Origin of the sequence: Xenophilus azovorans DSM 13620 (genome assembly GCF_000745855.1) — a bacterium.
GTDB classification, from domain to species: Bacteria; Pseudomonadota; Gammaproteobacteria; order Burkholderiales; family Burkholderiaceae_C; genus Xenophilus; species Xenophilus azovorans.
Genome location: NZ_JQKD01000035.1, coordinates 40,071 through 65,547, shown reverse-complemented (window position 1 = coordinate 65,547; position 25,477 = coordinate 40,071). Strand labels below are relative to the sequence as shown.

Genomic DNA, 25,477 nt, shown 5'->3' with positions numbered 1-25,477 from the left:
GCCTCCTTGCCGTAGCCGTGCACGAGGTTGAGCACGCCGGCGGGGATGCCCGCCTCCAGCGCCAGCTCGCCCAGCCGGGCGGCCGTCAGGGGCGACAGCTCGCTCATCTTCAGCACCGCGGTGTTGCCGAAGGCCAGGCACGGAGCGACCTTCCAGGTGGCCGTCATGAAGGGCACGTTCCAGGGGCTGATGAGGGCGCACACGCCCACCGGGTGGAACAGGGTGTAGTTCAGGTGCGTGGGCGTGGGGTAGGTGTGGCCGTCCACGCGGGTGCACATCTCGGCGAAGTAGTAGAAGTTGTCGGCCGCGCGCGGCACGAGCTGCTTGCCGGTCTGGGCGATGACCTGGCCGCAGTCGTTGGTCTCGGTCCGGGCGATCTCGGGCACGTGCTTGGCGATCAGGTCGCCCAGCTTGCGGATGAGCCTGGCGCGCTCGTCGGCGGGGGTGCCCGCCCACTTGGGGAAGGCGGCCTTGGCGGCGGCGACGGCGGCATTGACCTCCGCCTGGCCGCCCGAGGCCACTTCCGCCAGCACCTCCTGCGTGGCGGGGTTGACGGTCTCGAAGTAGTCGCGGCCGGCGACGGGCTTGCCGTCGATCAGGTGGTCGATGCGCATCAGGATTCCTCGATGGTGTTGACGAGCGCGCCGATGCGCTCGATCTCGGTGACGATCACGTCGCCGTGTTTGCAGTCCACCACGCCATCGGGCGTGCCGGTCAGGATCAGGTCGCCGGGCGAGAGCGTCATGAAGCTGCTGAAGTACTCGATCAGGAAGGGCACGTCGAAGATCATGTCCTTCGTGCTGCCGCGCTGCGTGACCTCGCCGTTGACGGTGGTCGAAAGGGCCAGCGCCTGCGGGTCGGGCACGTCCGCCGCATCCACCAGCCAGGGGCCGATGGGCGTGCAGGTGTCGCGGTTCTTCACGCGCAGGTTCGGGCGGTACCAGTTCTCCAGGTAGTCGCGGATCGCGTAGTCGTTGGCGACCGTGTAGCCGGCGATGAAGTCGTGGGCGTCGCCGCGCTTCACTTTCCTGGCGGTGCGGCCGATGACGACCGCCAGCTCGCACTCATAGTGCATGAACTGCACGCCGGCGGGCCGGCGCGTGGTCTGCCGGTGGCCGATGAGCGCGCCTTCGCCCTTGACGAAGACCAGCGGCTCCTCGGGCGCCTTGAATTCCAGCTCCTTCGCGTGGTCGGCGTAGTTCAGCCCCAGCGCGAGGATGGTGCGCGGACGCGTGGGTGAGGCGAGAGGCGCCAGCGGCGGCAGCCACTGCACCGCGTCGAAGGCGGCGGTGCGGCCGTCGGCCAGCAGCAGCTGCCCGTCGCGTTCGGTGGCGTCGAAGGTCCGTCCCTCGAAGACGACGCGTGCGTGCTTCATGCGGCCTCCTGCACCAGCGTGTTGGCCAGCGGCTCGAAGCCCGGTGCCGTGATCTCGATGCGCTGCCCCGCTTTCGCCAGCGGCCGGCCGGCGTTGCAGCCGAGCATCAGCACGTCGCCGGCGCGCAGCGTCATGAACTCGCCCACGTCGGCGCGCAGCTGCGCCGCGCTGCGCACCAGCTGCGAGAAGTCGGCCGTGTGGCGCAGCTCGCCGTCGATGCGCACTTCGAGCGAGAAGCCGTCCGGATCACCGCCTTCGCGCAGCGCCGGGCCGATGCCCAGGAAGCCGTCGAGGCACTTGAACTTGACGGGCGGGCGGAAGAAGCTGGCGTGCGGCACCGAGAGGTCGTTCATCAGCACGTAGCCCGCCACGCGCCCGGCCTCGCCGAACACCATGCCGATGGTGGCGCCGACCTCCACCTCGGGCACGCGCGCGGGCACCGCGATGGCGCCGCCCGAGGGCGTCCAGGTGTTGGCGGTCTTGACGTAGAGCACGGGCGCCTTCGGCGGCGCCTTGTAGGGCGGCTCGTGCATCCGTGGCGCCAGTGCGTCGAATTCGGCGCGGAAGTTCAGCAGCACGCCGTACACCGTGCCGGTGGGTAGAAAACTCATTCCTTGGCTTCCTCCGCCAGCGTGGCAGGCGCCGGCGCGGGTTGTTCGAGGGCGATCAGGTCGTCCAGCAGGGCGTAGAGCTGCGACAGCTTGGTCTTGCCGAGCGAGCGCTCCAGCCACTGGTAGTGCGCCTCGATGGTGGTCGACAGCCGCCGCACCAGCCGCTTGCCCTGCGGCGTGGCCTCGATGACGGTGCGGCGCTGGTCGGCGGCGTCGCGGTGGCGGGTGATCAGCCCGTCGCGCTCCATGCGCGCCAGCACGCCGGTGAGGCTGGGGCCCAGGATGAAGGCCTCGCGCGCGACGCGGCCCGTCTCCACCGCGCCGTGCTCGCCCAGCACGCGCAGCACGCGCAGCACGCGCCACTGCTGGTCCGACAACTGCTGCTCGCGCAGGCTGGGCCGGGTGTGGGCCATCACGGCCTCGCGCGCCTGCAGGAGCAGGCGCGGCAGGTTGCGGTGCGCGAAGGACGTGTGGGTCACGGCAGGAGGCTGGCTTCGTCGATTTATTTAACATATTAAATATAGATCGGATGCAGCGTCTAGGTAGTTACCCCTGTGTCTCGATAATCACCGGATGTACATCCTGGCCACTCCCACCGTGCCGCTGCTCGGCAGCTACCGGGACGCCCTGCTGCGCGGCTGGTCGCCGGACAACCTCTCGCCCGAGCAGGCCCGGCGCCAGGAGCTGGAGCGGATCGAGGCCGACCCCGCCGGGTTCGTGGCGGGCCTGGACGACCTCGACGCCCGCGGCGGCGACCTGCGCATGCCCGACGGCTCGGCGGTGCCCCGCCTGCCCGGCTTCCGGCGCTGGGTCCTGGAAACGGAAGCGGACGGCCCTGCGCCCGCCTTCCTCGGCTCCATCGGCTTCCGGTTCGCGCGCGGCACCTCGGCGCTGCCGCCCTACTGCCTGGGCCACATCGGCTACGGCGTGGTGCCGTGGCACCGCAGGCGCGGCGTCGCCAGCTTCGCGCTGCAGACGCTGCTGCGCGAGTTGCGCTCCACGGACCTGCTGGCCGGCATGGGCTACCTGGAGCTGACGACGCAGCCGGACAACATCGCCTCGCAGCGCGTGATCGAGAAGTGCGGCGGCCGCTTCGTCGAGTCTTTCGCGACGCCGGCGCCGTACGGCGACCACACCGAGCTGCGCTACCGCATCCCCCTCGATTGACAAGCATGGCCAAGGAAAAGACGACCTACGTGTGCAGCGAATGCGGCGGCACCAGCCCGAGGTGGCTGGGCAAGTGCCCCGCCTGCGGCGCCTGGAACACGCTGATCGAGCAGGCGGCCGCGCCGGCCGGCGGCGGCGCGCAGAACAACCGCTTCGGACAGTCCTACGCCGCGCTGGCGGGCTCGTCGGAGCTGGCGGTGCTGGCCGAGATCGAGGCGGCCGACGTGGCGCGCACGCCCACCGGCATCGAGGAGCTGGACCGCGTGCTGGGCGGCGGCATCGTGGCCGGCGGCGTCACGCTGATCGGCGGCGATCCGGGCATCGGCAAGTCCACGCTGCTGCTGCAGGCCACCGACGCGCTGCAGAACGCCGGCCAGATGGCGCTGTATGTCACCGGCGAAGAGAGCGGCGCGCAGGTCGCGCTGCGCGCGCGCCGCCTCGGCCTGGAGCGCTCGCAGGTGCAGCTCATGGCCGAGATCCAGCTGGAGAAGATCCTCGCCACGCTGGACACGCACCGCCCCGCCATCGCCGTCATCGACTCGATCCAGACCATCTACTCCGACCAGCTCACCTCCGCACCGGGCTCGGTGGCGCAGGTGCGCGAGTGCGCGGCGCACCTGACGCGCTTCGCCAAGGCCAGCGGCACGGCGGTGGTGCTGGTGGGCCATGTGACCAAGGAGGGCGCGCTCGCCGGCCCGCGCGTGCTGGAGCACATGGTCGACACCGTGCTGTACTTCGAGGGCGACACGCATTCGAGCTTCCGCCTGGTGCGTGCCATCAAGAACCGCTTCGGCGCCGTCAACGAGATCGGCGTCTTCGCCATGACCGAGCGCGGCCTGCGCGGCGTGGCCAACCCGAGCGCGATCTTCCTCAGCCAGCACGAGCAGCCGGTGCCGGGCAGCGTGGTGCTGGTCACGCTGGAAGGCACGCGGCCCATGCTGGTGGAGATCCAGGCGCTGGTGGACGACGGCGGGCCGAGTCCGCGGCGCCTGTCGGTGGGCCTGGAGCGCGACCGCCTGGCGATGCTGCTGGCCGTGCTGCACCGGCACGCGGGCGTGGCCTGCATGGACCAGGACGTGTTCGTCAACGCGGTGGGCGGCGTGCGCATCAGCGAGCCGGCGGCCGACCTGTCGGTGATGCTGGCGATCGCCTCCTCGCTGCGCGGCAAGCCGCTGCCCAAGGGCTTCGTCGCCTTCGGCGAGGTGGGGCTGGCCGGCGAGGTGCGGCCGGCGCCGCGCGGGCAGGAGCGGCTGCGCGAGGCGGCCAAGCTCGGCTTCTCCATCGCCGTGGTGCCCAAGGCCAACGCCCCGAAGAAGGCGATGCGCGAGCTGGAGGGGCTCACCATCCACCCCGTCGAGCGGGTGGAGCAGGCCATCGAGCTGCTGCGCAGCATCGACGGCGACAATCGCGCCCCATGAATCTGCAGCAAATCCTGGTGCCGCTCGGCGGCCTCGTCCTGTTGATCGTCGGCTACCGCTCGTGGGGCTGGAGCGGCGTGGCGGCCGTCGCCGGTGGCATCGTCATGTTCCTGCTGCTGCACTTCACGCGCACCATGCAGGTCATGCGCCGTGCCGCCGACCGGCCCATCGGCTACATCGGCAGCGCCGTGATGCTCAACGCCAAGCTCAAGCCGAAGATGACGCTGCTGCACGTGATCGCCATGACGCGCTCGCTCGGCGAGCTGCGTTCGCCGCGCGACGAGCAGCCGGAGGTTTATCGCTGGGCCGACGGCGGCGGCTCGTACGTGGACGCCACCTTCGCCGAAGGCAAGCTGGTGCAGTGGGCGCTGACCCGGCCCGAGCCGCCGCAGGAATCGGCCGAGGAGGAAAAGGGAGAAAACGCGGCGCTGCCGCCGGCCTGAGCAGGCGCCGCGCCTAGAACGGGGCGTCCTCGGTCTGCGCCGACGCTTCCGCCGGTGCGGCCTCGGCCTTCGGCGCCGGCTGGCCCATCGCCATCTCACCGCCCAGCGCCTCCATCAGCGCCGGCAGCAGCGCGCCCAGTTCGCCGGTGACGATGGCGGCGTCGGCGTCGAAGCCTTCGTCGCCCTGCTTGGCGTCGCTGCCGCCGCCGTCGAACACGCCTTCCAGGAACTGCAGCTTGCGCAGCTGCATGCCCTCGGTCAGCTCGAAGGAGACGCGGTCCTCCCAGGTCATCGCCAGCCGCGTCGGACGCTTGCCGGCCTCGATGTGGCCGCGCACCTCGTCGATGTCCAGCGGGTGCTTGGCGTAGCGCACCACCGCCTTGGAGTCGTCGGTGGCCTTGAGCTCGCACTCGCGGTCGATGGTGAAGCCGGCCGGCGGCTCCTGCGTGGCCAGCCAGCCGGCCATGGCGCTGGCCGGCTCCACCTGGGTGTGGAAGGCCGCCACGGCGAAGCCGTCCAGCCCCTGCACCAGCGCCGTCACCACGGCGTCGGCGCGGGCCTGGTTGGAGGTGTCCAGCGTCAGCCGGCGGGCCTGCGGGTCGATCCACACGGCGACGCGCGCATGGCGGGTGAAGGCCAGCGGCAGCAGTTCCTGCGTCACGTCCTCCTTGATCTGCTTCTTCTCCTTCTTGCCGGGCGCGCGGCCGGTCTGCGCCTCGATCTGGGCGCAGCGCTCGTCCACCTTGCGGCGGATCACCGAGGCGGGCAGCGTCTTGCTCTCGATCATGTATTCGAGCAGCCACTGGCCGCCCACCGATTCGAGCAGCAGGCCATGTTCGGCGCCCCGCGGCGGCACCCAGCCGGTGGAGGACTCCTGCGAGGGGCCGCAGGGCACGAAGCGCAGGCCGTCGAGCTGCTGCTGGGCGGCGTCGAAGTCGGGGTTCCAGGAGGGTTCGATGCGGAAGGCGAGGGCGTTCTTGAAGCGGGGCACGGCGGTACGAGGGAGAGCAGAAGCGAAAGGGGGCGATTGTGCGTGCACGCCGCGGCCGGCCGGCGGTAAGCACCGGTAAAGCCCGGCGGCGCCCCGCGCCGTAAAATCGCCGGCTTCCCCCGAAGCCACCCCCAAGGACAACTCATGAGCGCGATTCCCTCGCTGGCCGACCGCGACGGCAAGATCTGGATGGACGGAGAACTCGTCGACTGGCGCGACGCGAAGATCCACGTCCTGACCCACACCCTGCACTACGGCTGCGGCGTCTTCGAGGGCGTGCGCGCCTACAACACCGTCAACGGCACCGCGATCTTCCGCCTGGAAGAGCACACCGAGCGCCTGTTCAACAGCGCCAAGATCCTGCGCATGAACATTCCCTTCTCCAGGGAGCAGGTGAACGAGGCGCAGAAGCAGGTGGTGCGCGAGAACAAGCTGGAAAGCTGCTACCTGCGCCCGCTGGTGTGGATCGGCTCCGAGAAGCTGGGCGTGAGCCCCAAGGGCAACACCATCCACACCATGGTCGCGGCCTGGGCCTGGGGCGCCTACCTGGGCGAGGAAGGCATGAAGCGCGGCATCCGCGTCAAGACCAGCAGCTACACCCGCCACCACGTCAACATCACCATGACGCAGGCCAAGGCGGTGAGCAACTACAGCAACTCCATCCTGGCCAACATGGAGGCCACGGAAGACGGCTACGACGAGGCCCTGCTGCTGGATTCGGCCGGCTTCGTCTCCGAGGGTGCGGGCGAGAACATCTTCGTCGTCAAGGGCGGCGTGATCTACACGCCCGACCTGTCGGCCGGCGCGCTCAACGGCATCACCCGCAACACGGTGCTGCACATCGCCAAGGACCTCGGCATCGAGGTGGTGCAAAAGCGCATCACCCGCGACGAGGTCTACATCGCCGACGAGGCCTTCTTCACCGGCACCGCCGCCGAGGTGACGCCCATCCGCGAGCTGGACCGCGTGCAGATCGGCATCGGCTCGCGCGGCCCGGTGACGGAGAAGGTGCAGAGCGCCTTCTTCGACATCGTGAACGGCAAGAACCCCAAGTACGCCCACTGGCTCACCAAGGTCTGATCCGAGAGGTCCCATGTCCGCATCGAACAGTTCCCTCGTCGACCAGGTCAAGTCCGCCGAGCGCCGCTCGCTGGTGGAACTCGCCGCCAAGGACCTGAACCACCAGGGCGGCGTCTTCTGCCCGAGCCCCAAGGCCGACATGAAGCTGTGGAACAACCACCCCCGCGTGTACCTCGACGTGGCCCGCACGGGCGAGGCGAAGTGCCCGTACTGCGGCACGGTCTACCGGCTCAAGGCGGGGGAGCACTTCGGGCACCACCACTGAGCGTCGGATGACGCTTCAAGCAAAAGGGCCGCATCGCGGCCCTTTTGCTTTTGCGGTCCGCGCCTTCCTCACGCCTCCTGCAGCGTCCCCCGCCAGCGCTTGGGCAGCAGCGGCAGCCAGGGCATGCCGGCCTCGCCGGCCATGCGCAGCACCACCATCGCGATCCACAGCAGCGACAGCCCGATCTGCGCGTCGCGCAGGGCCGAGTTGGCGCAGGTCGCCATCAGCAGGATCAGCATCGACGCGAAGGCCAGCCGACCCGTGAGGTCGGGCCGCCGCCAGCCCTGCCACACGCCGGCCAGCACCATCGCCAGCAGCGCCAGCGCGCCGGGCAGGCCGGTCTGCGAACCCATCCACAGGTAGTCGTTGTGCGGCATGTTGTAGTCGGCCAGCAGCGCCGGGCCGCGCTTGCGCCACTCGCTGTTCCACGCGCCGATGCCCCAGCCCGCCAGCGGGCGCTCGGCGATCATGCGGGCCGTCTCGGTGTACATGTAGTAGCGCACCACCCAGCTGCCCTCGGAGACGGCGCCTGCCTTGGCCGCCTCGATCTCCTGCATGCCCAGCGCCAGGCGCTGCTCGATGCCCTGCGGCGCCTTCCAGGCCGCCGCGCCCAGCACCGCGCCGCCCACCAGCAGCGCCGCCGCCAGCGTGCGCCACTGGCGGCGCCACTGGTGGATGCAGATCAGCGGCATCACCACCAGCAGCGCCAGCAGCGAGGTGCGCGAGACCAGGTTGAAGTTGATGATCACCAGCGTGATGGCCGTGATGCAGAAGGCGGCCAGCGCGGCGTACGGCCGGTGCCGCGCCAGCAGCGCCAGCCCCACCGCCGCCGCGCAGGCGCCCAGCAGCGTGAACAGCAGCGCGTTGTTGATCGACTTGTTGCCCACCAGGAAGATCACGCTGCGGAAGATGCCCGGCGGCACCGGCGGCGTGATGCCCGCCAGCACGATGAGGCCGTAGAACACCGCGATGTAGGCCACGTTGACCGCCACGATGGCCAGGAAGCCGCGCATCGCCCACTGCGCCTCCTCGCGCGTGAGCGCCAGCGCCAGCAGCACCGTCAGCGGCACGCGCAGGCCGTGCCACAGGTTCACCCCCGTCTCGGGGTAGTGCCCGCCGATGGCCAGCACCACCAGTTGCCATGCCACCAGCGCTGCCAGCGGCCACCACAGCGCGTGCGAGCGCACGCGCCGCGCCCGTTCGCGCCAGTCGCCGACGAAGAGGAAGGAGATCAGGACGAGGAAGAGGCCGAGGTAGTTCAGCCCCACCGGCATGAACACCACCGCGCCCCACAGGCAGGCCGCGGCGCGGGGGAGAAGCAATCTGCGCATCGGCGCGATTGTCTTTCAGGACCCGTCAGGCCCCCCGGGGCAGTTCGATGACGAAGCTGGCGCCGCCGCCGTCGCGGCCCTCGCAGCGCACCCGGCCACCGTGCCGCTCCACGATGGACTTGACCAGCGCCAGGCCCAGGCCGACGCCGCCCTCGCGCTCGCTGGCGCCCGGCAGCCGATAGAAGGGCTCGAAGATGCGCTCGCGCAGGGCCGCCGGCACGCCGGGGCCGCGGTCGTTCACGCGCACGCGGGCATGGGCGCCGTCGGCCGACAGCTCGGTCGCGATCTCGCCCGCGCCGTAGCGGCGCGCGTTCTCCAGCAGGTTGCGGATGGCGCGGCGCAGCAGGCGCGGCACGCCGCGCACCGTCAGCGCGTCCAGATCGGTCCGCTCGGCGATGTCCAGCTCCGCCTGCGCGCGGGCGCATTCCTCGGCGGCCAGGCCCATCAGGTCCACCGTCTCCATCGTGCCCATGTCGGCCTCGCGCGCGTCCAGCCGGCTGGCCAGCAGGATCTCGTCGATGAGCTGGTCCAGTTCGGCGATGCTGCGCGAGATCTCGACCTTGGCGGCCGGGTTGGGCTGCTGGCCCATCAGCTCCAGGCTCATGCGGATGCGCGTGAGCGGCGAGCGCAGCTCGTGCGAGGCGTTGGCCAGCAGCGACTTGTGCGAGCGCACCAGCTGCTCGATGCGCGTGGCCGCGTCGTTGAAGCGGCGCGCCAGGTCGGCCACCTCGTCCTCGCCGTCGTCGGCCGGGGCGCGGACCGCCAGGTCGCCCTCGCCGAAGCGCTGCACGCTGCGCTGCAGGCCTTCCAGGCGCGTCGTCAGCCGCCGCACGATCGGGAACAGCCCCGCCGCCGTCGCCAGCCCCACCATGCCCAGCAGCCAGAAGATGCCCGTCTGCGGATGCAGCCAGGGCGGCGGCGTCGGCCGGCGGTCGGTGCGCGGCCCGAGCTCCATGGTGAACTGCTGGCCGTCATCGAGCGTGATCTGGAACTCCAGCGGCTCGCCCGGCCGGCTGGTGCGCACCGACTTGCCGGTGGCGATCTGCTGGTCCTGCGGGTTGCGCAGCGTCACGTCGCGCGGCAGCGGCGCGCTGCGCTGCTCCTCGGCCACCTGCCAGGCCCAGCCCGCGGCCAACACGACCACGGCCACGCCGGCCAGCACGGCCAGCCAGATGCGCACGTAGAGGTGGCGGGTGAAGAGCTTGATCATCGGCCGCCGGGGTTCAGTCCTGCTGCTTGGCGAAGACGTAGCCGACGCCGCGCACGGTGAGGATGCGCTTGGGGTTCTTCGGGTCGGCTTCGATGGCGGCGCGGATGCGGCCCATGTGCACGTCGATGCTGCGGTCGAAGGCCTCCAGCTCGCGGCCGCGCACGGCCTCCATGATCTGGTCGCGCGTGAGCACGCGGCCGGCGCGCTCGGCCAGCGTCACCAGCAGGTCGAACTGGTAGGAGGTCAGCTCCGCCGGCTGGCCGCCGACGGTGACGGTGCGCGCGTCGCGGTCGATCTCGAGCGAGCCGAAGCGCATCACCGTGTTGGCCGGCGCCGCGGCGGCCATGGTCGCATCGGCCCGGCGCCGCAGCACGGCGCGGATGCGCGCCAGCAGCTCGCGCGGCTCGAAAGGCTTGGGCAGGTAGTCGTCGGCGCCCAGTTCCAGGCCGACGATGCGGTCCATCGGATCGCCCTTGGCGGTGAGCATCAGCACCGGCACCTTGCCCAGCGGCGCCGGCAGCGCGCGGATGCGGCGGCACACGTCCAGGCCGTCGGTATCGGGCAGCATCAGGTCCAGGATGACGAGGTCTGGCGGCTGGTGCTGCAGTTCCTCCAGCCCGCCGGCGCCGTCGCCGCGGTGCGTGACGGCGAAGCCCGACTGGGTCAGGTACTCGCCCACCATCTGCGCCAGGCGGGCGTCGTCTTCGATCATCAGGAGTCGGGGCGGCGTGCTCATGTGTGTTCCTTCAGCCTGTCTCGCGCTCCGGAGCGCCGGGGCGACAGTCCATGGTGCCCCGCGGCGGGAAAGTGCGCTTGAACGCTCCGTAAAGCTCCCGTAAAGCGCGGCCGCGCCGCCGCCCGCTCTCAGGGCGCCAGCCGCAGTGCCAGCGAGAGCTGCGCGTCCAGCGGCATGTGCAGCGGCGCGGCGGCGGGGCGGTCGGGCAGTTGCGCCAGCGCCTCGAACAGCGGCAGCAGGTCGCCGATGGCGTTGGGGGGCAGGGCGCGCGCCGCGTCGGAGGCCAGCGGGGCGCGCTGCGCCGGGCCGGGCACGAGCGACCAGTCCATCGCCGCCACGGTGCGCTCGTTGCGCTCGGGCGAGAGCACCAGGCCGCCGGCCAGCAGGCCCTCGCTCACGTGCACCTGCCTGAGCGGTCCCACCGCCTCGGCGTCGAAGCCGACCAGCAGCACCGGCTGCGCGTCGGCCGCGCATTGGGCGGCGGCCTCCAGCAGCGCCGCGGCGAAGCTGTGGTCGAAGCTGCTGAGCGAGTTGCTGGCCTGCATGCAGCCGGTGCCGATGGTCCAGTAGCCCACCGCCGCGTTGTGCACCGAGTTGTGGAACTTGATCGGCGAGAGCTGCGTCGGCGTGGCGGCCAGCGTGCTGCACATGTAGTCGTTGATCGCCAGGTCGCCGTGCGCGGAGGCGAACACGCAGGGCAGGTCGGCCGCCTGCCGGCCGCTGGCGGCCACCGCCGCGCCGGCCACTTCCAGCGCCAGCGCGACCGAGTCGGGCGCGCGGCGGCGCTCGGCCGGCGCCAGCACCTGGGGCGAGGGCCGGCGCGCGGGCGGGTCGGCCGGCGCGCCTTCGCCGCGGAAGGCGGCGCGGGCGACGTCCCAGCCGGGCAGGGTGGGCGCCCAGAAGGCCAGGCCCTCGATGTACAGCGTTGGTGTCTTTGCGCTCATGCCGCGGCGCCCTTTCCGAAGATGAGCGCGCAGTTGTTGCCGCCGAAGCCGAAGGAATTGGAGAGCGCGTGCCGCACCTCGCCGTGCGCCGGCGCCAGGCGGATCTGCGGGCCGCATACCGGGTCCAGCGCGGTGCTGTTGACGGTGCCCGGCATCAGGCCGGTGTCCAGCGCCAGCAGGCTGATCACCGCCTCCACGATGCCGGCGGCGCCCAGGGTGTGGCCGGTGAAGCCCTTGGTCGAGCTGGCATGCGTGCGCGCCGGGAAGCGGCGCGCCACCAGCGCGGCCTCCACCTCGTCGTTCTTGGCGCTGGCGGTGCCGTGCAGGTTGATGTAGTCGATCGCGTCGGGCGCCAGGCCGGCGCGCGCCAGGGCGTCGTTCAGCGCCCGCTCGGCGCCGGCGCCCTCGGGGTGCGGAGTGGACATGTGGTGCGCGTCGCTGGCCTCGCCGTAGCCCAGCAGGCGCGGCGCGGCGGCGCTCGCGCCCGAGCCGCCGCCGGGCCGCCCCAAGGCGGCGAGCGTGGGGGCAGTGGAAACGCGCTCCAGCAAGGCGAAGCCGGCTGCCTCGCCCAGGCTGATGCCGCCGCGCGCCACGTCGAAGGGCCGGCAGGGCTGGTCGGACACCAGTTCCAGCGAGTTGAAGCCGAACAGCACGCTGCCGCACAGCGTGTCCACGCCGCCGACCACCGCCGCGTCGGCCAGGCCCAGGCGGATCAGCCGCTCGGCCGAGGCGAACACCTTGGCGCTGGAGGAGCAGGCGGTGGACAGCGTCTCGTTCGGCCCGGCCAGGCCCAGCGCCTTCTGCACGAACAGGCCCAGCGAGTGGGTGGTGTGGATCTCGCTCCTGCGCATGGGCGCGGGCATGCGGCCCTCGGCGTCGAGCAGCGTGTAGGCCAGTTCCGTGTCGCCGATGCTGGAGGTGGAGGTGCCCATGATCACAGCCACCCGGCCGGCGCCGTAGCGCTCGCGCGCGGCCAGTGCCGCCTCCAGGAAGCCGTCGGCCCCCAGGCCGAGCCAGGCCAGGCGGTTGTTGCGGCAGTCCAGGTCGGCCAGCGCGGCCGGCAGCTGCACCGCCTCCACGCCGTCGACGCGGCCGATCCAGGTGGCCAGGCGCTGGCCGGCGGGTTCGCCGAAGTCGTTGGCGCGCAGGCCGCTGCGCGAGGCTTCGAGGCCCGAGCGCAGCGCGGCCTTGCCGACGCCCAGGGCGGTGGTGGCCGTGTAGGCCGTGACGGAAAGCGGGGGAATGGGCTGGGGCACGGTCGGAGTCCAGGGGTGGCGCGCGGGCTGGGAAAGTGCGGGCGTCCAAGCGTACCAGCCCCCGGCAGGCATGGTTTCAGGGTGATTCGCCGCCGTCCGCCGGCCCGGTGCGGGCCTTCATCCGCGACGCCAGCGCCACCAGCACCAGCACCGGCACGCCCAGCGCGGCGGTGCTGGTGAAGAAGCTGCCGTAGCCGTGGGCGTCGACGAAGGCGCCCGAGTAGCCGGCCACGAACTTGGGCAGCAGCAGCATCATCGAGCTGAACAGGGCGTACTGCGTGGCCGAGTAGCTGATGTTGGTGAGGCTGGACAGGTAGGCGATGAAGGCCGCCGAGGCGATGCCGCCGGCCAGGTTGTCGGCCGAGACCACCGCCACCAGCGCCGTCAGGTCGTGCCCGCGGGTGCCCAGCCAGGCGAACAGCAGGTTGCTCGCGGCGCTGAGCACCGCGCCCAGCATCAGCACGCGCATCACGCCCAGGCGCATCGACAGCACGCCGCCGACGAAGGCGCCGGCCAGCGTCATCACCACGCCGTAGACCTTGCTCACGGTGGCGACCTCGTCCTTGGTGAAGCCCATGTCCACGTAGAAGGGGTTGGCCATGATGCCCATCACCACGTCGCTGATGCGGTAGACGGCGATCAGCGCCAGGATCAGCGCGGCCTGCCAGCGGTAGCGGCGGATGAAGTCGGCGAAGGGCTCGACGAGGGCGCTGCGCAGCCAGTCGGCCGGGCCCTTGGCGGGCGGCAGCGCGCGCCGCGCCGGCTCGGGCGAGAAGAGCACCGTCAGCACGCCCACTGCCATCGAGGCCGCCATCACCAGGTAGGCGGTGCGCCAGCCGATGTTCTGGTAGCTGCCGGTGGTGGCGCCCTCGGCCCAGGCCGCCACCCACAGCACGCCGGCGCCGGCCCAGATCATCGCCAGGCGGTAGCCCGTCTGGTAGGCCGCGGCCAGCGCCGCCTGCTTGCGCGCCTCGGCCGATTCGATGCGGAAGGCGTCCAGCGCGATGTCCTGCGTGGCCGAGCCGAAGGCGACCAGCAGCGCGCACCAGACCATGGGCTCGAGCCCGGCGCGCGGGTCGTTCACCGCCATGCCGGCCAGCCCGGCGATCACCATCGCCTGCGCCGCCAGCAGCCAGCCGCGCCGGCGGCCCAGCAGCGAGGTGAGCGGCGGCAGCGGGAGGCGGTCCACCAGCGGCGCCCAGACCCACTTGAAGCCGTAGGCCAGGCCGACCCAGCTCAGGTAGCCGATGGTGGCGCGGTCGATGCCGGCCTCGCGCAGGCGGAAGCTCAGCGTGCCCAGCACCAGCAGCAGCGGCAGGCCGGCCGAGAAGCCGAGCGCGAACATGCGCAGCGTCGCGGGTTCGAGGTAGACCTTCAGCGTTTCGCGCCAGGGCAGCGCGGCCGCCGCCGCATCCGGGTCGGCGCGGCGGTCGGCCGCCGTGTCGGCGGCAGGGCGGGAAGAAGCGGGCATGGGCGGCCATTCTCCCCGAGCGGGCGCCGGCCTTTGGCGGCCGCGCCTTGGGTTTTCGCATCCGCGGCCCTATCTTGCGCGCATGTGCCTGCGCTGTACCTCGTCCCGGGGCGCCTCTTCGCGCGCCGCCCCCGCCTCGCCCTGGCAGGCGCGGCGCGCCTTCCTGCTCGCCGCGGCGGCAGCGGCGGCCACGCCCGCGCTGGCGCAGGTGGATGTCGGCAAGCCCTCGGCGACGCGCACCCTGGTGCCGGCCGAGACGCTGGAGCAGGCGGCCGTGCAGCAGTATGGCCAGTTGCTGCAGCAGGCCCGGGCCAAGCGCGCCCTGGTGGCCGACAGCGACCCGCGGCTGCAGAAGCTGCGCGGCATCGCCAGGAAGATGATCCCCTTCGCCGGCAAGTGGAACGAGCGCGCCGCCGGCTGGACGTGGGAGGTCAACCTCATCGGCAGCCAGCAGGTCAACGCCTTCTGCATGCCGGGCGGCAAGATCGCCTTCTTCACCGGCATCCTCGACACGCTGAAACTCGGCGACGACGAGATCGCGATGGTCATGGGCCACGAGATGGCCCACGCCCTGCGCGAGCATGCGCGCGAGCGCCTCGCCAAGACGACCGGGACCAGCGCCGCGCTGCGCATCGGCGCCTCGCTGCTGGGGCTGGGCGACTGGGGCGACCTGGCCGCGCGCGGCGGCGCGCAGGCGCTGGCGCTCAAGTTCAGCCGCGACGACGAAAGGGAGGCCGACCTGGTCGGGCTGGAACTGGCCGCCCGCGCCGGCTATGACCCCAGGGCCTCCATCAGCCTGTGGACCAAGATGGGCCAGGTAGGCAACGCCCGCGGCACGCCCGGCGCGCTGAGCTTCCTGTCCACCCACCCCACGGGGCCGGACCGCATCAAGCGGCTCGAAGCCAACGTGCCCAAGGTCGAGGGCCTGTACCGCGCCGCCACGGGCCGCGGCTGACGAGCACCCGCGCGCGCCGCGGGATTGCCGCAGTGCCGTCATGCCCGGCGGCTAGGATGAGCTCCTTCTCCTGCGCTGCGGCCGTCGGGCACCATGGCCCGCGTGCGGCCCGCGGCGTGCCGATTGCAGTCGGCGCACCCTTGTTCGTCTTCCTGTCATGGCCGCCCTCATCCGCGAACAGACCCTCGGCGAAGAGATCGCCAACGCCATCAGCCACGGGCTGGGCTGCCTGCTGGCGATCGCGTCGCTGCCCATCCTGGTGCACCATGCCGCTCTGCGCGGCGACCCGACGCAGGTCGTGGCGGCCAGCGTGTTCGCGGGCACGGCCATCCTGCTGTACCTCGTCTCCACGCTGTACCACGCGCTGCCGGCCGGCCGCGCCAAGGTCTGGTTCAACCGGCTCGACCATGCGTCGATCTACCTCTTCATCGCCGGCAGCTACATGCCCTTCGTGCTGGGCGTGCTCAAGGGCGCCTGGGGCTGGTCGCTGTTCGCCGTCGTCTGGGCCGCCGCGGCGCTGGGCGTGGGCGCCAAGCTGCTCGACCGGCTGCAGCACCCGCTGTGGTCCACCGGCCTGTACGTGGCCATGGGCTGGGTGGCGGTGGTGGCGGCGGTGCCGCTGGTCGAGCGCATGTCCGCGGCGGGGCTGTGGTGGCTGCTGGCCGGCGGCATCGCCTACACGATCGGCGCGATCGTGTTCCTGCTCGATTCGCGGGTGCGCTACGCCCACTTCGTGTGGCACCTGTTCGTGCTGGGCGGGAGCACCTGCCACTTCTTCGCGGCGCTGTGGCATGCGGGGGCGTGAGGCGACCCGGCAGGCTTCTCAGCGCTGCTGCCCCCAGCGCCGCACCGTCAGCCGCTCCAGCGTCGCGAAGCCCAGGCTCTCGACCAGCAGGCCGATGATGACCACCAGCGCGAGACCGGCGAACACGCGGTCCGTGTAGAGCTCGTTGCGGTTCTGGAAGATGAACCAGCCCAGGCCGCCCTTGCCGGAGCTGGCGCCGAACACCAGCTCGGCCGCGATCAGGGTGCGCCAGGCGAAGGCCCAGCCGATCTTCAGCCCCGACAGGATGGCCGGCAGCGCCGCCGGCACCAGGATCTGCAGCACGTAGCGCAGGCCGGTCAGGCCGTAGTTGCGGCCGGCCATGCGCAGCGTCTCGGGCACCGCCTGGAAGCCGGCGTAGGTGTTCAGCGCCAGCGGCCACAGCACCGAGTGCACCAGCACGAAGACCAGGCTGCCCTGGCCCAGGCCGAACCACAGCAGTGCCAGCGGCAGCAGCGCGATGGCCGGCAGCGGGTTGAACATCGAGGTCAAGGTGCCCAGCAGGTCACGGCCGAGCTGCGTGGAGACGGCCAGCGAGGTGAGCCCGAAGGCCAGCGCCACGCCCAGCGCGTAGCCCTGCACCAGCACGCCGAGCGAGATGGCGGTCTTGGCGAGCAGCTCGCCGCTGGCCAGCCCCTCGGCCAGCGCCCGCGCGGTGGCGGCGAAGGTGGGCAGCAGCAGGTCGTTGTCCTGCCAGCGCGCCAGCAGCTCCCACAGCAGCGCCAGCACGGCCAGGATCAGGCCCTTGCGGAGCCACGCATGGCCCCACAGGCGGGTGAGCAGGAGTAGCGGGCGTTCCACCGCAGCGGCGGTGAAGGGTTCCAGCGGCCGTTCGTACTCGGCGCGCACGGGCGGCAGCGGCGGCAGCAGGCTGCTCATGCGGCGGTCTCCGTGGCCTGCGGCTCGTGCTCGAACAGCAGGCGGTGGATGCGCTGCGCCGCGGCCTGGAAGTCGGTGCCGCCCTGGCTGGCCAGGCCGAATGCGTGGCTGTTGATCTCGGCGCGCATGCGCCCGGGGTGCGGCGAGAGCAGGGCGATGCGGCTGCCGACCACCAGCGCCTCCTCGATCGAATGGGTGACGAACAGCAGCGTGAAGCGCACCTCCTCCCACAGCGCCAGCAGCTCTTCCTGCATGCGGCGGCGGGTCAGCGCGTCCAGCGCGGCGAAGGGCTCGTCCATCAGCAGCACGCGCGGCTGCATGGCCAGCGCGCGGGCGATGGCCACGCGCTGCTTCATGCCGCCCGAGAGCTGGTGCGGATGCACGCCGGCGAACTTGGCCAGGCCCACTCGGTCCAGCCAGTGCAGGGCGCGCGCCTCGGCCTCCTTGCGGCCCAGGCTGCGCGAGGCCAGCAGCGGAAACATCACGTTCTGCTTGACCGTCTTCCACGGCGGCAACTGGTCGAACTCCTGGAAGACGACGATGCGGTCCGGCCCCGGGCCGCGCACCGCCCGGCCGTCCAGGCGCACCTCGCCCTCCACCGGCGGGATGAAGCCGGCCACCGCCTTGAGCAGCGTGCTCTTGCCGCAGCCCGACGGGCCGAGCAGCACGAAGCGCTCGGCCGCATGCACGTCGAAGCTCACGCGATGGGTGGCGCGCACCACGCGCTCGGGCGTGCGGTATTCCAGGCTGACGCCCTCCACCTGCAGCAGCGGCGCGGGGCCGGCGGCCGCGACCGGTACGGCTGCGGCCGCCGATGCGGCAACGGACGCGAAGGGCGGAGCGGTGCGCAGGGCAGCGGTGGCGGCGGTCATGGGCTCAGTTGGCAGCGGCGCCCAGCACGTCGTCGAAGAAGTAGTCCTTGACCGATTGCGGCGCGTTCCTGATGGCGCCCACGCGGTGCATGAACCGGCCCAGCACCAGCGTGTTCTGCGGCTCGGTCTTGAATTGCACCTCGGGGTTCCTGATGATGTTCAGCAGCAGCGCGCGGTCGGTCTTCGCCCCCGTCACCTTCAGGTAGATGTCGGCGGCCTGCTCCGGCTGGGCTCGGATGAACGCCGCCGCCTCGTCCAGCGCGGCGACGAAGGCCTTGTAGGTCTTCGGGTTCTCGGCGCGGAACTTCTCGGTGGCGTACAGCACGGTGGCCGACGAGGGGCCGCCCAGCACGTCGTAGGACTTCAGCACGATGCGCGCGTTGGGGTTGCCCGCCAGTTCCTGCTCCTGGAAGGGCGGGTTGCCGAAGTGGGCCGTGATCTCGGTGCCGCCCTTGATGATGGCGGCCGCCGCGTCGGGGTGCGGCAGGGCCACGCTGATCCTGTCGAGCTTCGCGTATTCCTTGTCGCCCCAGAGCTTGGCCGAGGCCAGCTGCAGCACGCGCGACTGCACCGACACGCCCACGGCGGGCAGCGCGATGCGGTCCTTGTCGGTGAAGTCGGCGATGGACTTGACCTGCGGGTTGTTGGTGACGAGGTAGTAGGGGAAGTTGCCCAGCGAGGCCACGCCCTTGACGTTCTGGCGGCCCTTGGTGCGGTCCCACAGCGTGAACAGCGGCCCGACGCCGGCGCCGGCGATGTCGATGCTGCCCGACAGCAGCGCGTCGTTCACCGCGGCGCCGCCCGAGAGCTGCACGAACTCCACCTTGGCGTCCACGCCGGCGGCCCTGGCGTGCTTCTCGATCAGCTTCTGTTCCTGCGCCACGTTGAGCAGCAGGTAGACGATGCCGAACTGCTGGGCGATGCGGATCTGTCCTTCGGCATGGGCGGCGAGCGAGGCGGTGGCGAGGCCGAAGGTGGCGGCGAGGGCCGCGGCGCGGCGGGTGATGGATTTCATGGCGAAGGTCTTGGGGTGGAAATGAGAAGTGAAGGGCGCTTCATGCGGAGAGACGTTTGATCCTCAAACACCGTTCGGGCTGAGCTTGTCGAAGCCTCGCGCCGCGCTTCGGCAGGCTCAGCGTGAACGGGGCATCGCGGTGGAACGCACGGCCTTTTCAGAACGGCGCATCGCCCTCGATGGTCGTGCGGTACAGCTTGCGCGGCAGGTGGTCGGGCGTGCCGGCCGCCAGGTGCATCACCGAGCGGTTGTCCCAGAACACCAGGTCGTGCGGCTGCCATCGATGGCGATAGAGAAATTCCGGTCTCGTGCTCGCGGCGAACAGCTCGTCCAGCACCGCCCGGCTCTCGTCCTCGGGCAGGCCGACGATGCGCGTCGTGAAGTGCTCGCTGACGAACAGCGCCTTGCGGCCCGTCTCGGGGTGCGTGCGCACCACGGGATGCACGGTGGGCTTCACTTCCTCCAGCTGCGCCGGCGTGAGCGCGGGCCGCCACGGGCTGCGCGCGCGCAGCTCCTCGTACTTCGCCAGGTAGCTGTGCTCGGCGCGAAGCCCGGCGATCGCCGTCTTCAGCGCCTCGGGCAGCGCGTCGTAGGCGGCATGCTGGTCGGCGAACAGCGTGTCGCCGCCCTCGGCGGGCAGGGTCTGCGCATGCAGCAGCGAGCCGAGGCTGGGCCTGTCCTTGTACGAGAGGTCCGAGTGCCAGAAGTGGCCGGCATCGCCCAGGCCGATGGGCTCGCCGTTCTCCTTGATGTTCGAGACGATCAGCACCTCCGGGTGGCCGGCGAGCTGGAACTTCTTCTGCACGTGGATCTGCAGCGGGCCGAAGCGGCGGCTGAAGGCCACCTGCTGCGCGGGCGTGATGCGCTGGCCGCGGAACACGACGACGTGATGCGCCAGGTGCGCGCGGTGCAGGCGATCGATGTCTTGCTGCGCGAGCGGGCGGGACAGGTCCAGCCCCAACACCTCGGCCGCGAAGCTGCCGGGCAGGGGACGGATCTCGAAGTCCTGCGTGCCGGAGGGGGCGGCCGGGGCCGTGGGGAGAGCGGACATGCAGTGCGTGAATCGGGTCGAAGCATCGCACTCTAGGCAAGGCGCCGCGGCAAGGGAACGAACGATTCGTCGGGTGCAAACAACCAAATCATCTAAGGCGGCGAGCGCCGTTGCTCATGCGGATTCGTTCCAACGCGGCGGGCCGCGGCTGCCTAGCATCGGCCTGCCTTCTTTCCTTCATGCATCCCGAGGAGCCCGACGTGTCCGCCCCATTCCATCCCGACAGCATCGACACCCGTTTCGGCGAGCTGCGCATCCGCCGCGTCGCCGGGCACATCGGCGGCGAAGTGCTCGACCTGAAGCTCGGGCCGGACCTTTCGCCGGAGCTGTTCGCGCACCTGAACGCGGCGCTGCTGGCGCACAAGGTGCTGTTCTTCCGCGGCCAGTCGCAGCTGGACGACGCCGCCCACCAGGCTTTCGGCGAGCGCTTCGGCCGCATCGTCGCGCACCCCACGGTGCCGGCGCCCGGCGGCACCAAGCTGTTCGAGCTGGACGCCTCCAGGGGCGGCGGCCGTGCCGACTCCTGGCACACCGACGTGACCTTCGTCGATGCCTTTCCCAAGATATCGATCCTGCGCGGCGTGACCATCCCGGCCTACGGCGGCGACACCGTGTGGGCCAACACCGCCCGCGCCTACGAGCGCCTGCCCGAGCCGCTCAAGCGCCTGGCGGAGCAGCTGTGGGCGGTGCACAGCAACGACTACGACTACGGCGCCGACCGCACCGAGATCTCGAAGGAGCGCCTGCGCCACCACAACGAGGTGTTCGTCTCCGCCGTGTACGAGGCCGAGCACCCGCTGGTGCACGTGCATCCCGAGACGGGCGAGCGCGCGCTGCTGCTGGGCCACTTCATCCAGAAGATCGTCGGCCTGGCGAGCACCGAGTCGCAGCGCCTGTTCGAACTGCTGCAGGCGCGCGCCATCCGGCTGGAGAACACCGTGCGCTGGCAGTGGCGGCAGGACGACGTGGCGATCTGGGACAACCGCGCCACGCAGCACTACGCGGTGAACGACTACGGCGACCAGCCGCGCGTGGTGCGCCGCGTGACGGTGCACGGCGAGCCTGCCGTGTCGGTGGACGGCCGGCGCAGCCGCACGCGCCGCCGGCCCGAGGCCAGCAACGACGCGCAGATCGACGCGCTCATCGCCACCACGGCATGAGGACACCGCACGCCATGACTGCTTCCCAACCCACCCGCCGCCACCTGCTGGCCGCCGGCGCCGCCGTCGGCGCCTCCGCCCTGCTGCCGCGCCAGGCGCCCGCGCAGGGCGGCGCGAAGAAGTTCCAGGGCGTGACGCTGAACGTCTCCACCTTCAGCGCTGCCTACCCCAAGCTGTTGCAGCAGTGGCTGCCCGAGTTCGAGGCCGCCACCGGCGCCAGGGTGAACTACGACGCGCCCAGTTTCCCGGTCTACAACCAGCGCGCCGACCTGGAGCTGTCCACCCGCGGCGCCGCATACGACGTGGTCAACGTCACCTTCATCTACTCCAGCCGCTGGATCAACTCCGGCTGGCTCACGCCGCTGGACGACTACATCCGGAACCCCAACCTCACCGCCGCCGACTTCGACATCGACGACTTCCTGGCCGGCGCACGCGCGCCGGAGACCGGGCGCGACGGCAAGCTCTACGGCGTGCCGTGGACGGCCGAGGCGCTGCTTACCGCGTCGTCGCGCTTCGATCTCGTGCAGCAGGCCGGCCTTCAGTTTCCCGACACCACCGACGACCTGGTGAAGGTGCTGCGCGCCGTGAACAAGAAAGAGCGCGTGGCCGGCTTCGTGGCCGACAACCACTACGGCTGGACCTTCGTGCCCTACCTGCACGCCTTCGGCGGCGACGTCTTCCGCAAGGCGCCCGACGACTTGTTCCCCACGCTGGACACGCCCGAGGCGGTGGCCGCGGCCGACTACTACGCCCACCTGCTCAAGGAGTTCGGCCCCGACGGCGCCATCACCTACCAGCCCGACCAGGTGACGCAGGCGCTCAAGCAGGGCCGCGTGAACTTCACCGACTCGGGCCAGCTCCACCTGGCGCAGCTCGGCGACCCGGCCACCAGCAAGACGGTGAAGACCGTGAAGTTCGGCCTCGTGCCCAAGGGGCCGGCCGGGCGCTTCCCGGGCACGGCGGTGCACGGGCTGGGCATTCCCGCCGGGTCGAAGAACAAGGAGGCGGCCTGGGCCTTCATCCAGTGGGCGTTGTCGAAGCAGACCACCCGCCGTGCGGTGGCCGCGGGCTACGGCTCGCCGGCACGGCGCAGCGACATCGACTCCAGGGTCTTCCGCGACAAGCAGGTCATCAACGGCAGCGACCTGGCGCAGCTCGCGCTGGACTCGATCGAGCTGGCCTCGCGCACCGGGCACATGAAGTACCGCACCGTGGCCGTCTACCCGCAGGTGGACCAGCAGCTCAACAAGGCCATCGCCCTCATCGCCAGCGGGCAGGCCAGCGCGAAGCAGGCGATGCAGCAGGCGCAGGCCCAGTCCATCGCCGAGCTCAAGCGCGCCGGCCTGAGCCTGTAGCCCGATGGCATCCCTCATCGCCGCGCCGGCGGGCGGCTGGCAGGCCGAGCGGCGCCGCGCCTTCGCCCTCGGGCTGGCGCCGGCGCTGGCCGTGCTGCTGGTCATCACGCTGCTGCCGGCCGCCGCGCTGCTGGTGGGCAGCCTCACGCCGCTGTCGCTCACCGATCCGGCAGGCACCTTCCGCTTCGACGACCCGCTGGTCAACTACCGCCACCTGCTGGAGGACGAGCGCTTCCTCGGCTCCATCGGCACGCAGCTCCAACTGTCGGTGGCCAGCGTGGCGCTGCAGCTCGGCGTCGGCCTGGGCCTGGCGCTGCTGCTGGACGGCCGCTCGGCCGTGCTGCGCGCCACGCGCACCGCGTTCCTCATCCCGATGGTGCTGCCGCCCATCGTGGTGGCGCTGATCTGGAAGATCATCTACACGCCCGACGTCAGCCCCGTGCACCGCGCGCTCGAGGCCGCCGGCTGGCCGGTGCGCTCGCTCATCGCCAACCCCGACACGGCCCTGTGGGCCATCGCCTTCGCCGACACCTGGCAGTGGTTCCCCTTCACGCTGCTGATGGTGCTGGCCGCGCTGCAGACGCTGCCGGCCGACCCGGTGGAGGCGGCCAGCCTGGACGGCGCCAACCGCTGGCAGCTGTTCCGCTACATCGTCTTCCCGCACATCCGGCCGGTGCTGGTGGTGTGCGGCCTGTTCCGGCTGATCGACAGCTTCAAGGCCTTCCCGCTGATCTACGTGCTGACCGACGGCGGGCCGGGCAACGTGACCGAGGTCACCAACTACTACGGCTTCATCCAGGCCTTCAACTTCTCGTACTGGGGCTACGGCAGCGCGATCGCGATGGTGATCCTGGCCGGCGTGTTCCTGCTGAGCTGGGGCATCGGGAAGCTGGGATGGAACACCCATGAGCACCCTGACCGCTGAAGCCCCCGTCGTCCTGCCCGCGCCGGCGGAAGCCGTCGCCGAGCGCCGCCGGCGCCCGGGCTGGCTGCGCCGGCACGGCCGCGCGCTGGCGGCGCTGGCCGTGCTGGCGGGGGTGATGTTCCCCTTCCTCTGGCTGGTGCAGCTGGCCTTTCGCCCTGCGGCCGGGATCTTCGACGACGCGCTGCTGTTCACGCCCACGCTGGAGGGCTTCGCCAGCCTGCTCCAGGGCAACTTCCTGCGCTCGTTCTGGAACAGCCTGGCGGTGAGCACCCTGTCCACCGCGCTGTCGCTGGCCATCGGCGTACCGGCGGCCTACGCGCTCACGCGCTGGCGCTTCCGCGGCCGGCGCCAGGTGGCACTGTGGATCCTGGTCACACGCATGGCGCCGCCGATCGCCTTCACCATCCCCTTCTTCCTGGCCTTCCGCTGGCTCGGCCTGCAGGACACGCTCGTCGGCCTGGCGCTGGTGTACCTCACCTTCAACCTCGCCATCGTCATCTGGCTGATGCAGACCTTCTTCGAGGCGGTGCCGCCTGCCCTGGAAGAAGCGGCCTACATCGACGGCTGTGGCGTGTGGCAGGCCTTCTGGCGCATCGCGCTGCCGCTGACGGCGCCGGGCCTGGCGGCCACGGCGGTGCTGTGCTTCATCTTCTCCTGGAACGACTTCTTCTACGCCCTCATCCTCACCCGCACCCAGGCCGTCACCGCGCCGGTGGCGATCGTCAACTTCCTCCAGTACGAGGGCTGGGAGTGGGCCAAGATCGCCGCCGCCGGCACGCTGGTGGCGCTGCCGGTGGTGGTGTTCACGGTGCTGGTGCGCAGCTACCTCGTGCGCGGCCTGACGGCCGGCGGCGTGAAAGATTGAAATGAAGCACCCCCCAAGCCGCTTCGCGGCTCCCCCCTCTCTCGCCTCCGGCGGGAGGGGGGCGCACCCAGAGGCCTGGCCAAGCCAGTTCCTCGGGTGCCCTGGCATGGCCTGCTCCGCGGCCTTCGGATCAGGGAAGGCCGTTGTGTTTCATCGGCTGCGGGTGGCGCGCAACATCATGGATCACTGATATGTCTTCGTTGCAACTGCACCAGATCGTCAAGCACTACGGCGCCGCGCCGGTCATCCACGGCGTGGACATCGACATCGCCGACGGCGAGTTCGTCGCGCTGGTCGGGCCCTCGGGCTGCGGCAAGAGCACGCTGCTGCGCGCCATCGCCGGGCTGGAGGACATCAGCGGCGGCGAGATCCGCCTGGGCGGCCGCGTCATCAACGACGTGGCGCCGCGCGAGCGCAACATCGCGATGGTGTTCCAGAACTACGCGCTCTACCCGCACATGACGGTGCGCGACAACCTGGCCTTCGCCCTGAAACTGCAGGGCGTGGACAAGGCGCAGATCGCGCGCCGGGTGGAGGAGGCGGCCGAGGTGCTGGGCCTGGCCGCGCTGCTGGGGCGCCTGCCGCGCCAGCTCTCGGGCGGCCAGCGCCAGCGCGTGGCGATGGGCCGCGCCATCGTGCGCCGGCCCGAGGCCTTCCTGTTCGACGAGCCGCTGTCCAACCTGGACGCCAAGCTGCGCGTGCAGATGCGCACCGAGATCCGCGCGCTGCACCAGCGCCTGGGCACCACCACCGTCTACGTCACGCACGACCAGGTGGAGGCGATGACCATGGCCGACCGCATCGTGGTGCTCAAGGACGGGCACGTGGAGCAGGTCGGCACGCCGCTGGATCTGTACGACCGGCCGCGCAACGCCTTCGTCGCCGGCTTCATCGGCTCGCCGGCGATGAACTTCATCCCCGGCCGGCTGGCGCTGGCGGACGGCGCACGCGTGGTGCTGACCGACGACGGGCTGGCGCTCCCCCTGCCGCAGCCGCCGGCCGCGCCGGAGGGCACGCGCGTGCTCTACGGCGCGCGGCCCGAGCACTTCGCGCTCGACGGCGGCGAGGGCCTGCCGGCCGAGGTGGTGGTGGTCGAGCCCACCGGCGCCGAGACGCAGGTGGCGCTGCGGCTCGGGCACGCCGGCGGGCAGCCCATCGTGGCGGCGTTCCGCGAGCGCCTGGCGCTGCGCCCCGGCGAACGGCTGTCGCTGCGCCCGCAGGCGGCCCATGCGCACCTGTTCGACGCCGACAGCGGCGCCCGCCTGAACTGACGGGC

General features: G+C 71.4%; 27 protein-coding genes. 12 read left to right on the top strand and 15 right to left on the bottom strand.

What is annotated here, in order from left to right; translation table 11 throughout:
- The 4 genes from Q392_RS18400 to hpaR all read right to left on the bottom strand — a co-directional run.
- A partial coding sequence (locus Q392_RS18400) for an aldehyde dehydrogenase family protein (protein ID WP_038210805.1) occupies positions 1 to 614 on the bottom strand: 614 nt, incomplete at its 3' end.
- Positions 614 to 1,375 (bottom strand): fumarylacetoacetate hydrolase family protein, encoded by a 762-nt coding sequence (locus Q392_RS18395; protein ID WP_038210804.1) that lies wholly within the window; start codon positions 1,373 to 1,375, stop codon positions 614 to 616. The genes Q392_RS18395 and Q392_RS18400, both read right to left, overlap by 1 nt.
- Positions 1,372 to 1,986, bottom strand: coding sequence for a fumarylacetoacetate hydrolase family protein (locus tag Q392_RS18390; protein ID WP_038210802.1), 615 nt, complete (start codon positions 1,984 to 1,986; stop codon positions 1,372 to 1,374). Before Q392_RS18390 ends, Q392_RS18395 begins: the two co-directional genes overlap by 4 nt.
- Positions 1,983 to 2,465 (bottom strand): homoprotocatechuate degradation operon regulator HpaR, encoded by a 483-nt coding sequence (hpaR, locus tag Q392_RS18385; protein ID WP_038210798.1) that lies wholly within the window; start codon positions 2,463 to 2,465, stop codon positions 1,983 to 1,985. The genes Q392_RS18390 and hpaR overlap by 4 nt, the downstream gene beginning before the upstream one ends.
- 94 nt (positions 2,466 to 2,559) lie before the next feature.
- Here hpaR and Q392_RS18380 point away from each other — a divergent pair, with 94 nt between their 5' ends.
- The 3 genes from Q392_RS18380 to Q392_RS18370 are packed head-to-tail and all read left to right on the top strand — an operon-like array spanning position 2,560 to position 5,014.
- Positions 2,560 to 3,153, top strand: coding sequence for a GNAT family N-acetyltransferase (locus tag Q392_RS18380; RefSeq protein ID WP_038210797.1), 594 nt, complete (start codon positions 2,560 to 2,562; stop codon positions 3,151 to 3,153).
- Positions 3,154 to 3,158: 5 nt separating this feature from the next.
- Complete coding sequence (gene radA / locus Q392_RS18375; RefSeq protein WP_038210796.1) at positions 3,159 to 4,571, top strand: DNA repair protein RadA; 1,413 nt, start codon at positions 3,159 to 3,161, stop codon at positions 4,569 to 4,571.
- Positions 4,568 to 5,014 carry a hypothetical protein gene (locus tag Q392_RS18370; protein WP_038210794.1) on the top strand — a complete coding sequence of 149 codons (447 nt, stop codon included), beginning with the start codon at positions 4,568 to 4,570 and terminating at the stop codon, positions 5,012 to 5,014. Before radA ends, Q392_RS18370 begins: the two co-directional genes overlap by 4 nt.
- Positions 5,015 to 5,027: 13 nt before the next feature.
- Here the strand turns inward: Q392_RS18370 and Q392_RS18365 are convergent, their stop codons facing one another.
- Entirely contained in the window at positions 5,028 to 6,005 is a 978-nt protein-coding gene (locus Q392_RS18365) for a recombination-associated protein RdgC (RefSeq protein ID WP_038210792.1), read from the bottom strand.
- A gap of 144 nt (positions 6,006 to 6,149) precedes the next feature.
- Between Q392_RS18365 and Q392_RS18360 the strand changes: the two genes are divergently transcribed.
- Together Q392_RS18360 and Q392_RS18355 are read left to right on the top strand one after the other, a co-directional pair.
- On the top strand, positions 6,150 to 7,085 hold the full coding sequence (locus Q392_RS18360; RefSeq protein WP_038210790.1) for a branched-chain amino acid transaminase: 936 nt from the start codon (positions 6,150 to 6,152) through the stop codon (positions 7,083 to 7,085).
- A 13-nt stretch (positions 7,086 to 7,098) separates the two neighbouring features.
- Complete coding sequence (locus Q392_RS18355; protein WP_051953700.1) at positions 7,099 to 7,350, top strand: zinc-finger domain-containing protein; 252 nt, start codon at positions 7,099 to 7,101, stop codon at positions 7,348 to 7,350.
- Positions 7,351 to 7,418: 68 nt separating this feature from the next.
- Here Q392_RS18355 and Q392_RS18350 read toward each other — a convergent pair whose 3' ends face one another.
- From Q392_RS18350 to Q392_RS18325, 6 genes are all read right to left on the bottom strand, one after another.
- Complete coding sequence (locus Q392_RS18350; RefSeq protein ID WP_051953698.1) at positions 7,419 to 8,681, bottom strand: O-antigen ligase family protein; 1,263 nt, start codon at positions 8,679 to 8,681, stop codon at positions 7,419 to 7,421.
- A gap of 25 nt (positions 8,682 to 8,706) precedes the next feature.
- A complete protein-coding gene (locus Q392_RS18345) occupies positions 8,707 to 9,891 on the bottom strand; it encodes a sensor histidine kinase (RefSeq protein ID WP_038210788.1) in 1,185 nt (394 codons plus the stop codon).
- Positions 9,892 to 9,904: 13 nt separating this feature from the next.
- Positions 9,905 to 10,627 carry a response regulator gene (locus Q392_RS18340; RefSeq protein WP_038210787.1) on the bottom strand — a complete coding sequence of 241 codons (723 nt, stop codon included), beginning with the start codon at positions 10,625 to 10,627 and terminating at the stop codon, positions 9,905 to 9,907.
- Between the two features lie 128 nt (positions 10,628 to 10,755).
- Positions 10,756 to 11,571: a beta-ketoacyl synthase chain length factor gene (locus Q392_RS18335; RefSeq protein WP_038210785.1), complete on the bottom strand. Its 816-nt coding sequence runs from the start codon at positions 11,569 to 11,571 to the stop codon at positions 10,756 to 10,758.
- Positions 11,568 to 12,827 carry a beta-ketoacyl-[acyl-carrier-protein] synthase family protein gene (locus Q392_RS18330; RefSeq protein ID WP_211260253.1) on the bottom strand — a complete coding sequence of 420 codons (1,260 nt, stop codon included), beginning with the start codon at positions 12,825 to 12,827 and terminating at the stop codon, positions 11,568 to 11,570. The genes Q392_RS18335 and Q392_RS18330 overlap by 4 nt, the downstream gene beginning before the upstream one ends.
- A gap of 76 nt (positions 12,828 to 12,903) precedes the next feature.
- The gene (locus Q392_RS18325; RefSeq protein WP_051953696.1) at positions 12,904 to 14,298 is read right to left on the bottom strand and encodes an AmpG family muropeptide MFS transporter; all 1,395 of its coding nucleotides are present in this window, start codon (positions 14,296 to 14,298) and stop codon (positions 12,904 to 12,906) included.
- A gap of 82 nt (positions 14,299 to 14,380) precedes the next feature.
- On the opposite strand from Q392_RS18325, the gene Q392_RS18320 reads away from it, so the two are divergent.
- Together Q392_RS18320 and trhA are read left to right on the top strand one after the other, a co-directional pair.
- Positions 14,381 to 15,253, top strand: coding sequence for a M48 family metallopeptidase (locus Q392_RS18320; RefSeq protein WP_038210784.1), 873 nt, complete (start codon positions 14,381 to 14,383; stop codon positions 15,251 to 15,253).
- Positions 15,254 to 15,410: 157 nt separating this feature from the next.
- Entirely contained in the window at positions 15,411 to 16,058 is a 648-nt protein-coding gene (gene trhA / locus Q392_RS18315) for a PAQR family membrane homeostasis protein TrhA (RefSeq protein WP_038210782.1), read from the top strand.
- An 18-nt stretch (positions 16,059 to 16,076) separates the two neighbouring features.
- Here trhA and Q392_RS18310 read toward each other — a convergent pair whose 3' ends face one another.
- The 4 genes from Q392_RS18310 to Q392_RS18295 all read right to left on the bottom strand — a co-directional run bounded on the left by Q392_RS18310 (position 16,077) and on the right by Q392_RS18295 (position 19,893).
- The gene (locus Q392_RS18310; protein ID WP_038210780.1) at positions 16,077 to 16,955 is read right to left on the bottom strand and encodes an ABC transporter permease; all 879 of its coding nucleotides are present in this window, start codon (positions 16,953 to 16,955) and stop codon (positions 16,077 to 16,079) included.
- Positions 16,952 to 17,827 carry an ABC transporter ATP-binding protein gene (locus tag Q392_RS18305; protein WP_038210778.1) on the bottom strand — a complete coding sequence of 292 codons (876 nt, stop codon included), beginning with the start codon at positions 17,825 to 17,827 and terminating at the stop codon, positions 16,952 to 16,954. Before Q392_RS18305 ends, Q392_RS18310 begins: the two co-directional genes overlap by 4 nt.
- A gap of 4 nt (positions 17,828 to 17,831) precedes the next feature.
- Entirely contained in the window at positions 17,832 to 18,842 is a 1,011-nt protein-coding gene (locus Q392_RS18300) for an ABC transporter substrate-binding protein (protein WP_038210776.1), read from the bottom strand.
- A 157-nt stretch (positions 18,843 to 18,999) separates the two neighbouring features.
- Entirely contained in the window at positions 19,000 to 19,893 is an 894-nt protein-coding gene (locus tag Q392_RS18295; RefSeq protein WP_038210771.1) for a TauD/TfdA dioxygenase family protein, read from the bottom strand.
- 179 nt (positions 19,894 to 20,072) lie between these two features.
- On the opposite strand from Q392_RS18295, the gene Q392_RS18290 reads away from it, so the two are divergent.
- From Q392_RS18290 to Q392_RS18270, 5 genes are all read left to right on the top strand, one after another.
- Positions 20,073 to 21,053 carry a TauD/TfdA dioxygenase family protein gene (locus tag Q392_RS18290; RefSeq protein ID WP_051953694.1) on the top strand — a complete coding sequence of 327 codons (981 nt, stop codon included), beginning with the start codon at positions 20,073 to 20,075 and terminating at the stop codon, positions 21,051 to 21,053.
- A gap of 14 nt (positions 21,054 to 21,067) precedes the next feature.
- Positions 21,068 to 22,411, top strand: a complete 1,344-nt coding sequence (locus Q392_RS18285; protein ID WP_038210769.1) for an ABC transporter substrate-binding protein — start codon at positions 21,068 to 21,070, stop codon at positions 22,409 to 22,411.
- Between the two features lie 4 nt (positions 22,412 to 22,415).
- Positions 22,416 to 23,336: a carbohydrate ABC transporter permease gene (locus Q392_RS18280; RefSeq protein ID WP_038210766.1), complete on the top strand. Its 921-nt coding sequence runs from the start codon at positions 22,416 to 22,418 to the stop codon at positions 23,334 to 23,336.
- The gene (locus tag Q392_RS18275) at positions 23,317 to 24,201 is read left to right on the top strand and encodes a carbohydrate ABC transporter permease (protein ID WP_038210763.1); all 885 of its coding nucleotides are present in this window, start codon (positions 23,317 to 23,319) and stop codon (positions 24,199 to 24,201) included. Before Q392_RS18280 ends, Q392_RS18275 begins: the two co-directional genes overlap by 20 nt.
- A 191-nt stretch (positions 24,202 to 24,392) precedes the next feature.
- Positions 24,393 to 25,472 carry an ABC transporter ATP-binding protein gene (locus tag Q392_RS18270; protein WP_038210760.1) on the top strand — a complete coding sequence of 360 codons (1,080 nt, stop codon included), beginning with the start codon at positions 24,393 to 24,395 and terminating at the stop codon, positions 25,470 to 25,472.
- Positions 25,473 to 25,477: the final 5 nt, after the last annotated feature.

Coding starts and splice junctions, on each gene's coding strand:
- Q392_RS18355 (WP_051953700.1), top strand. CDS start 7,099: ATGTCCGCATCGAACAGTTCCCTCGTCGACCAGGTCAAGTCCGCCGAG.
- Q392_RS18360 (WP_038210790.1), top strand. CDS start 6,150: ATGAGCGCGATTCCCTCGCTGGCCGACCGCGACGGCAAGATCTGGATG.
- Q392_RS18275 (WP_038210763.1), top strand. CDS start 23,317: ATGAGCACCCTGACCGCTGAAGCCCCCGTCGTCCTGCCCGCGCCGGCG.
- Q392_RS18290 (WP_051953694.1), top strand. CDS start 20,073: ATGCATCCCGAGGAGCCCGACGTGTCCGCCCCATTCCATCCCGACAGC.
- trhA (WP_038210782.1), top strand. CDS start 15,411: ATGGCCGCCCTCATCCGCGAACAGACCCTCGGCGAAGAGATCGCCAAC.
- Q392_RS18380 (WP_038210797.1), top strand. CDS start 2,560: ATGTACATCCTGGCCACTCCCACCGTGCCGCTGCTCGGCAGCTACCGG.
- Q392_RS18370 (WP_038210794.1), top strand. CDS start 4,568: ATGAATCTGCAGCAAATCCTGGTGCCGCTCGGCGGCCTCGTCCTGTTG.
- Q392_RS18270 (WP_038210760.1), top strand. CDS start 24,393: ATGTCTTCGTTGCAACTGCACCAGATCGTCAAGCACTACGGCGCCGCG.
- Q392_RS18285 (WP_038210769.1), top strand. CDS start 21,068: ATGACTGCTTCCCAACCCACCCGCCGCCACCTGCTGGCCGCCGGCGCC.
- Q392_RS18390 (WP_038210802.1), bottom strand. CDS start 1,986: ATGAGTTTTCTACCCACCGGCACGGTGTACGGCGTGCTGCTGAACTTC.
- Q392_RS18295 (WP_038210771.1), bottom strand. CDS start 19,893: ATGTCCGCTCTCCCCACGGCCCCGGCCGCCCCCTCCGGCACGCAGGAC.
- Q392_RS18280 (WP_038210766.1), top strand. CDS start 22,416: ATGGCATCCCTCATCGCCGCGCCGGCGGGCGGCTGGCAGGCCGAGCGG.
- Q392_RS18335 (WP_038210785.1), bottom strand. CDS start 11,571: ATGAGCGCAAAGACACCAACGCTGTACATCGAGGGCCTGGCCTTCTGG.
- radA (WP_038210796.1), top strand. CDS start 3,159: ATGGCCAAGGAAAAGACGACCTACGTGTGCAGCGAATGCGGCGGCACC.
- Q392_RS18310 (WP_038210780.1), bottom strand. CDS start 16,955: ATGAGCAGCCTGCTGCCGCCGCTGCCGCCCGTGCGCGCCGAGTACGAA.
- Q392_RS18395 (WP_038210804.1), bottom strand. CDS start 1,375: ATGAAGCACGCACGCGTCGTCTTCGAGGGACGGACCTTCGACGCCACC.
- Q392_RS18340 (WP_038210787.1), bottom strand. CDS start 10,627: ATGAGCACGCCGCCCCGACTCCTGATGATCGAAGACGACGCCCGCCTG.
- Q392_RS18300 (WP_038210776.1), bottom strand. CDS start 18,842: ATGAAATCCATCACCCGCCGCGCCGCGGCCCTCGCCGCCACCTTCGGC.
- Q392_RS18305 (WP_038210778.1), bottom strand. CDS start 17,827: ATGACCGCCGCCACCGCTGCCCTGCGCACCGCTCCGCCCTTCGCGTCC.
- Q392_RS18350 (WP_051953698.1), bottom strand. CDS start 8,681: ATGCGCAGATTGCTTCTCCCCCGCGCCGCGGCCTGCCTGTGGGGCGCG.
- Q392_RS18325 (WP_051953696.1), bottom strand. CDS start 14,298: ATGCCCGCTTCTTCCCGCCCTGCCGCCGACACGGCGGCCGACCGCCGC.
- Q392_RS18345 (WP_038210788.1), bottom strand. CDS start 9,891: ATGATCAAGCTCTTCACCCGCCACCTCTACGTGCGCATCTGGCTGGCC.
- Q392_RS18320 (WP_038210784.1), top strand. CDS start 14,381: ATGTGCCTGCGCTGTACCTCGTCCCGGGGCGCCTCTTCGCGCGCCGCC.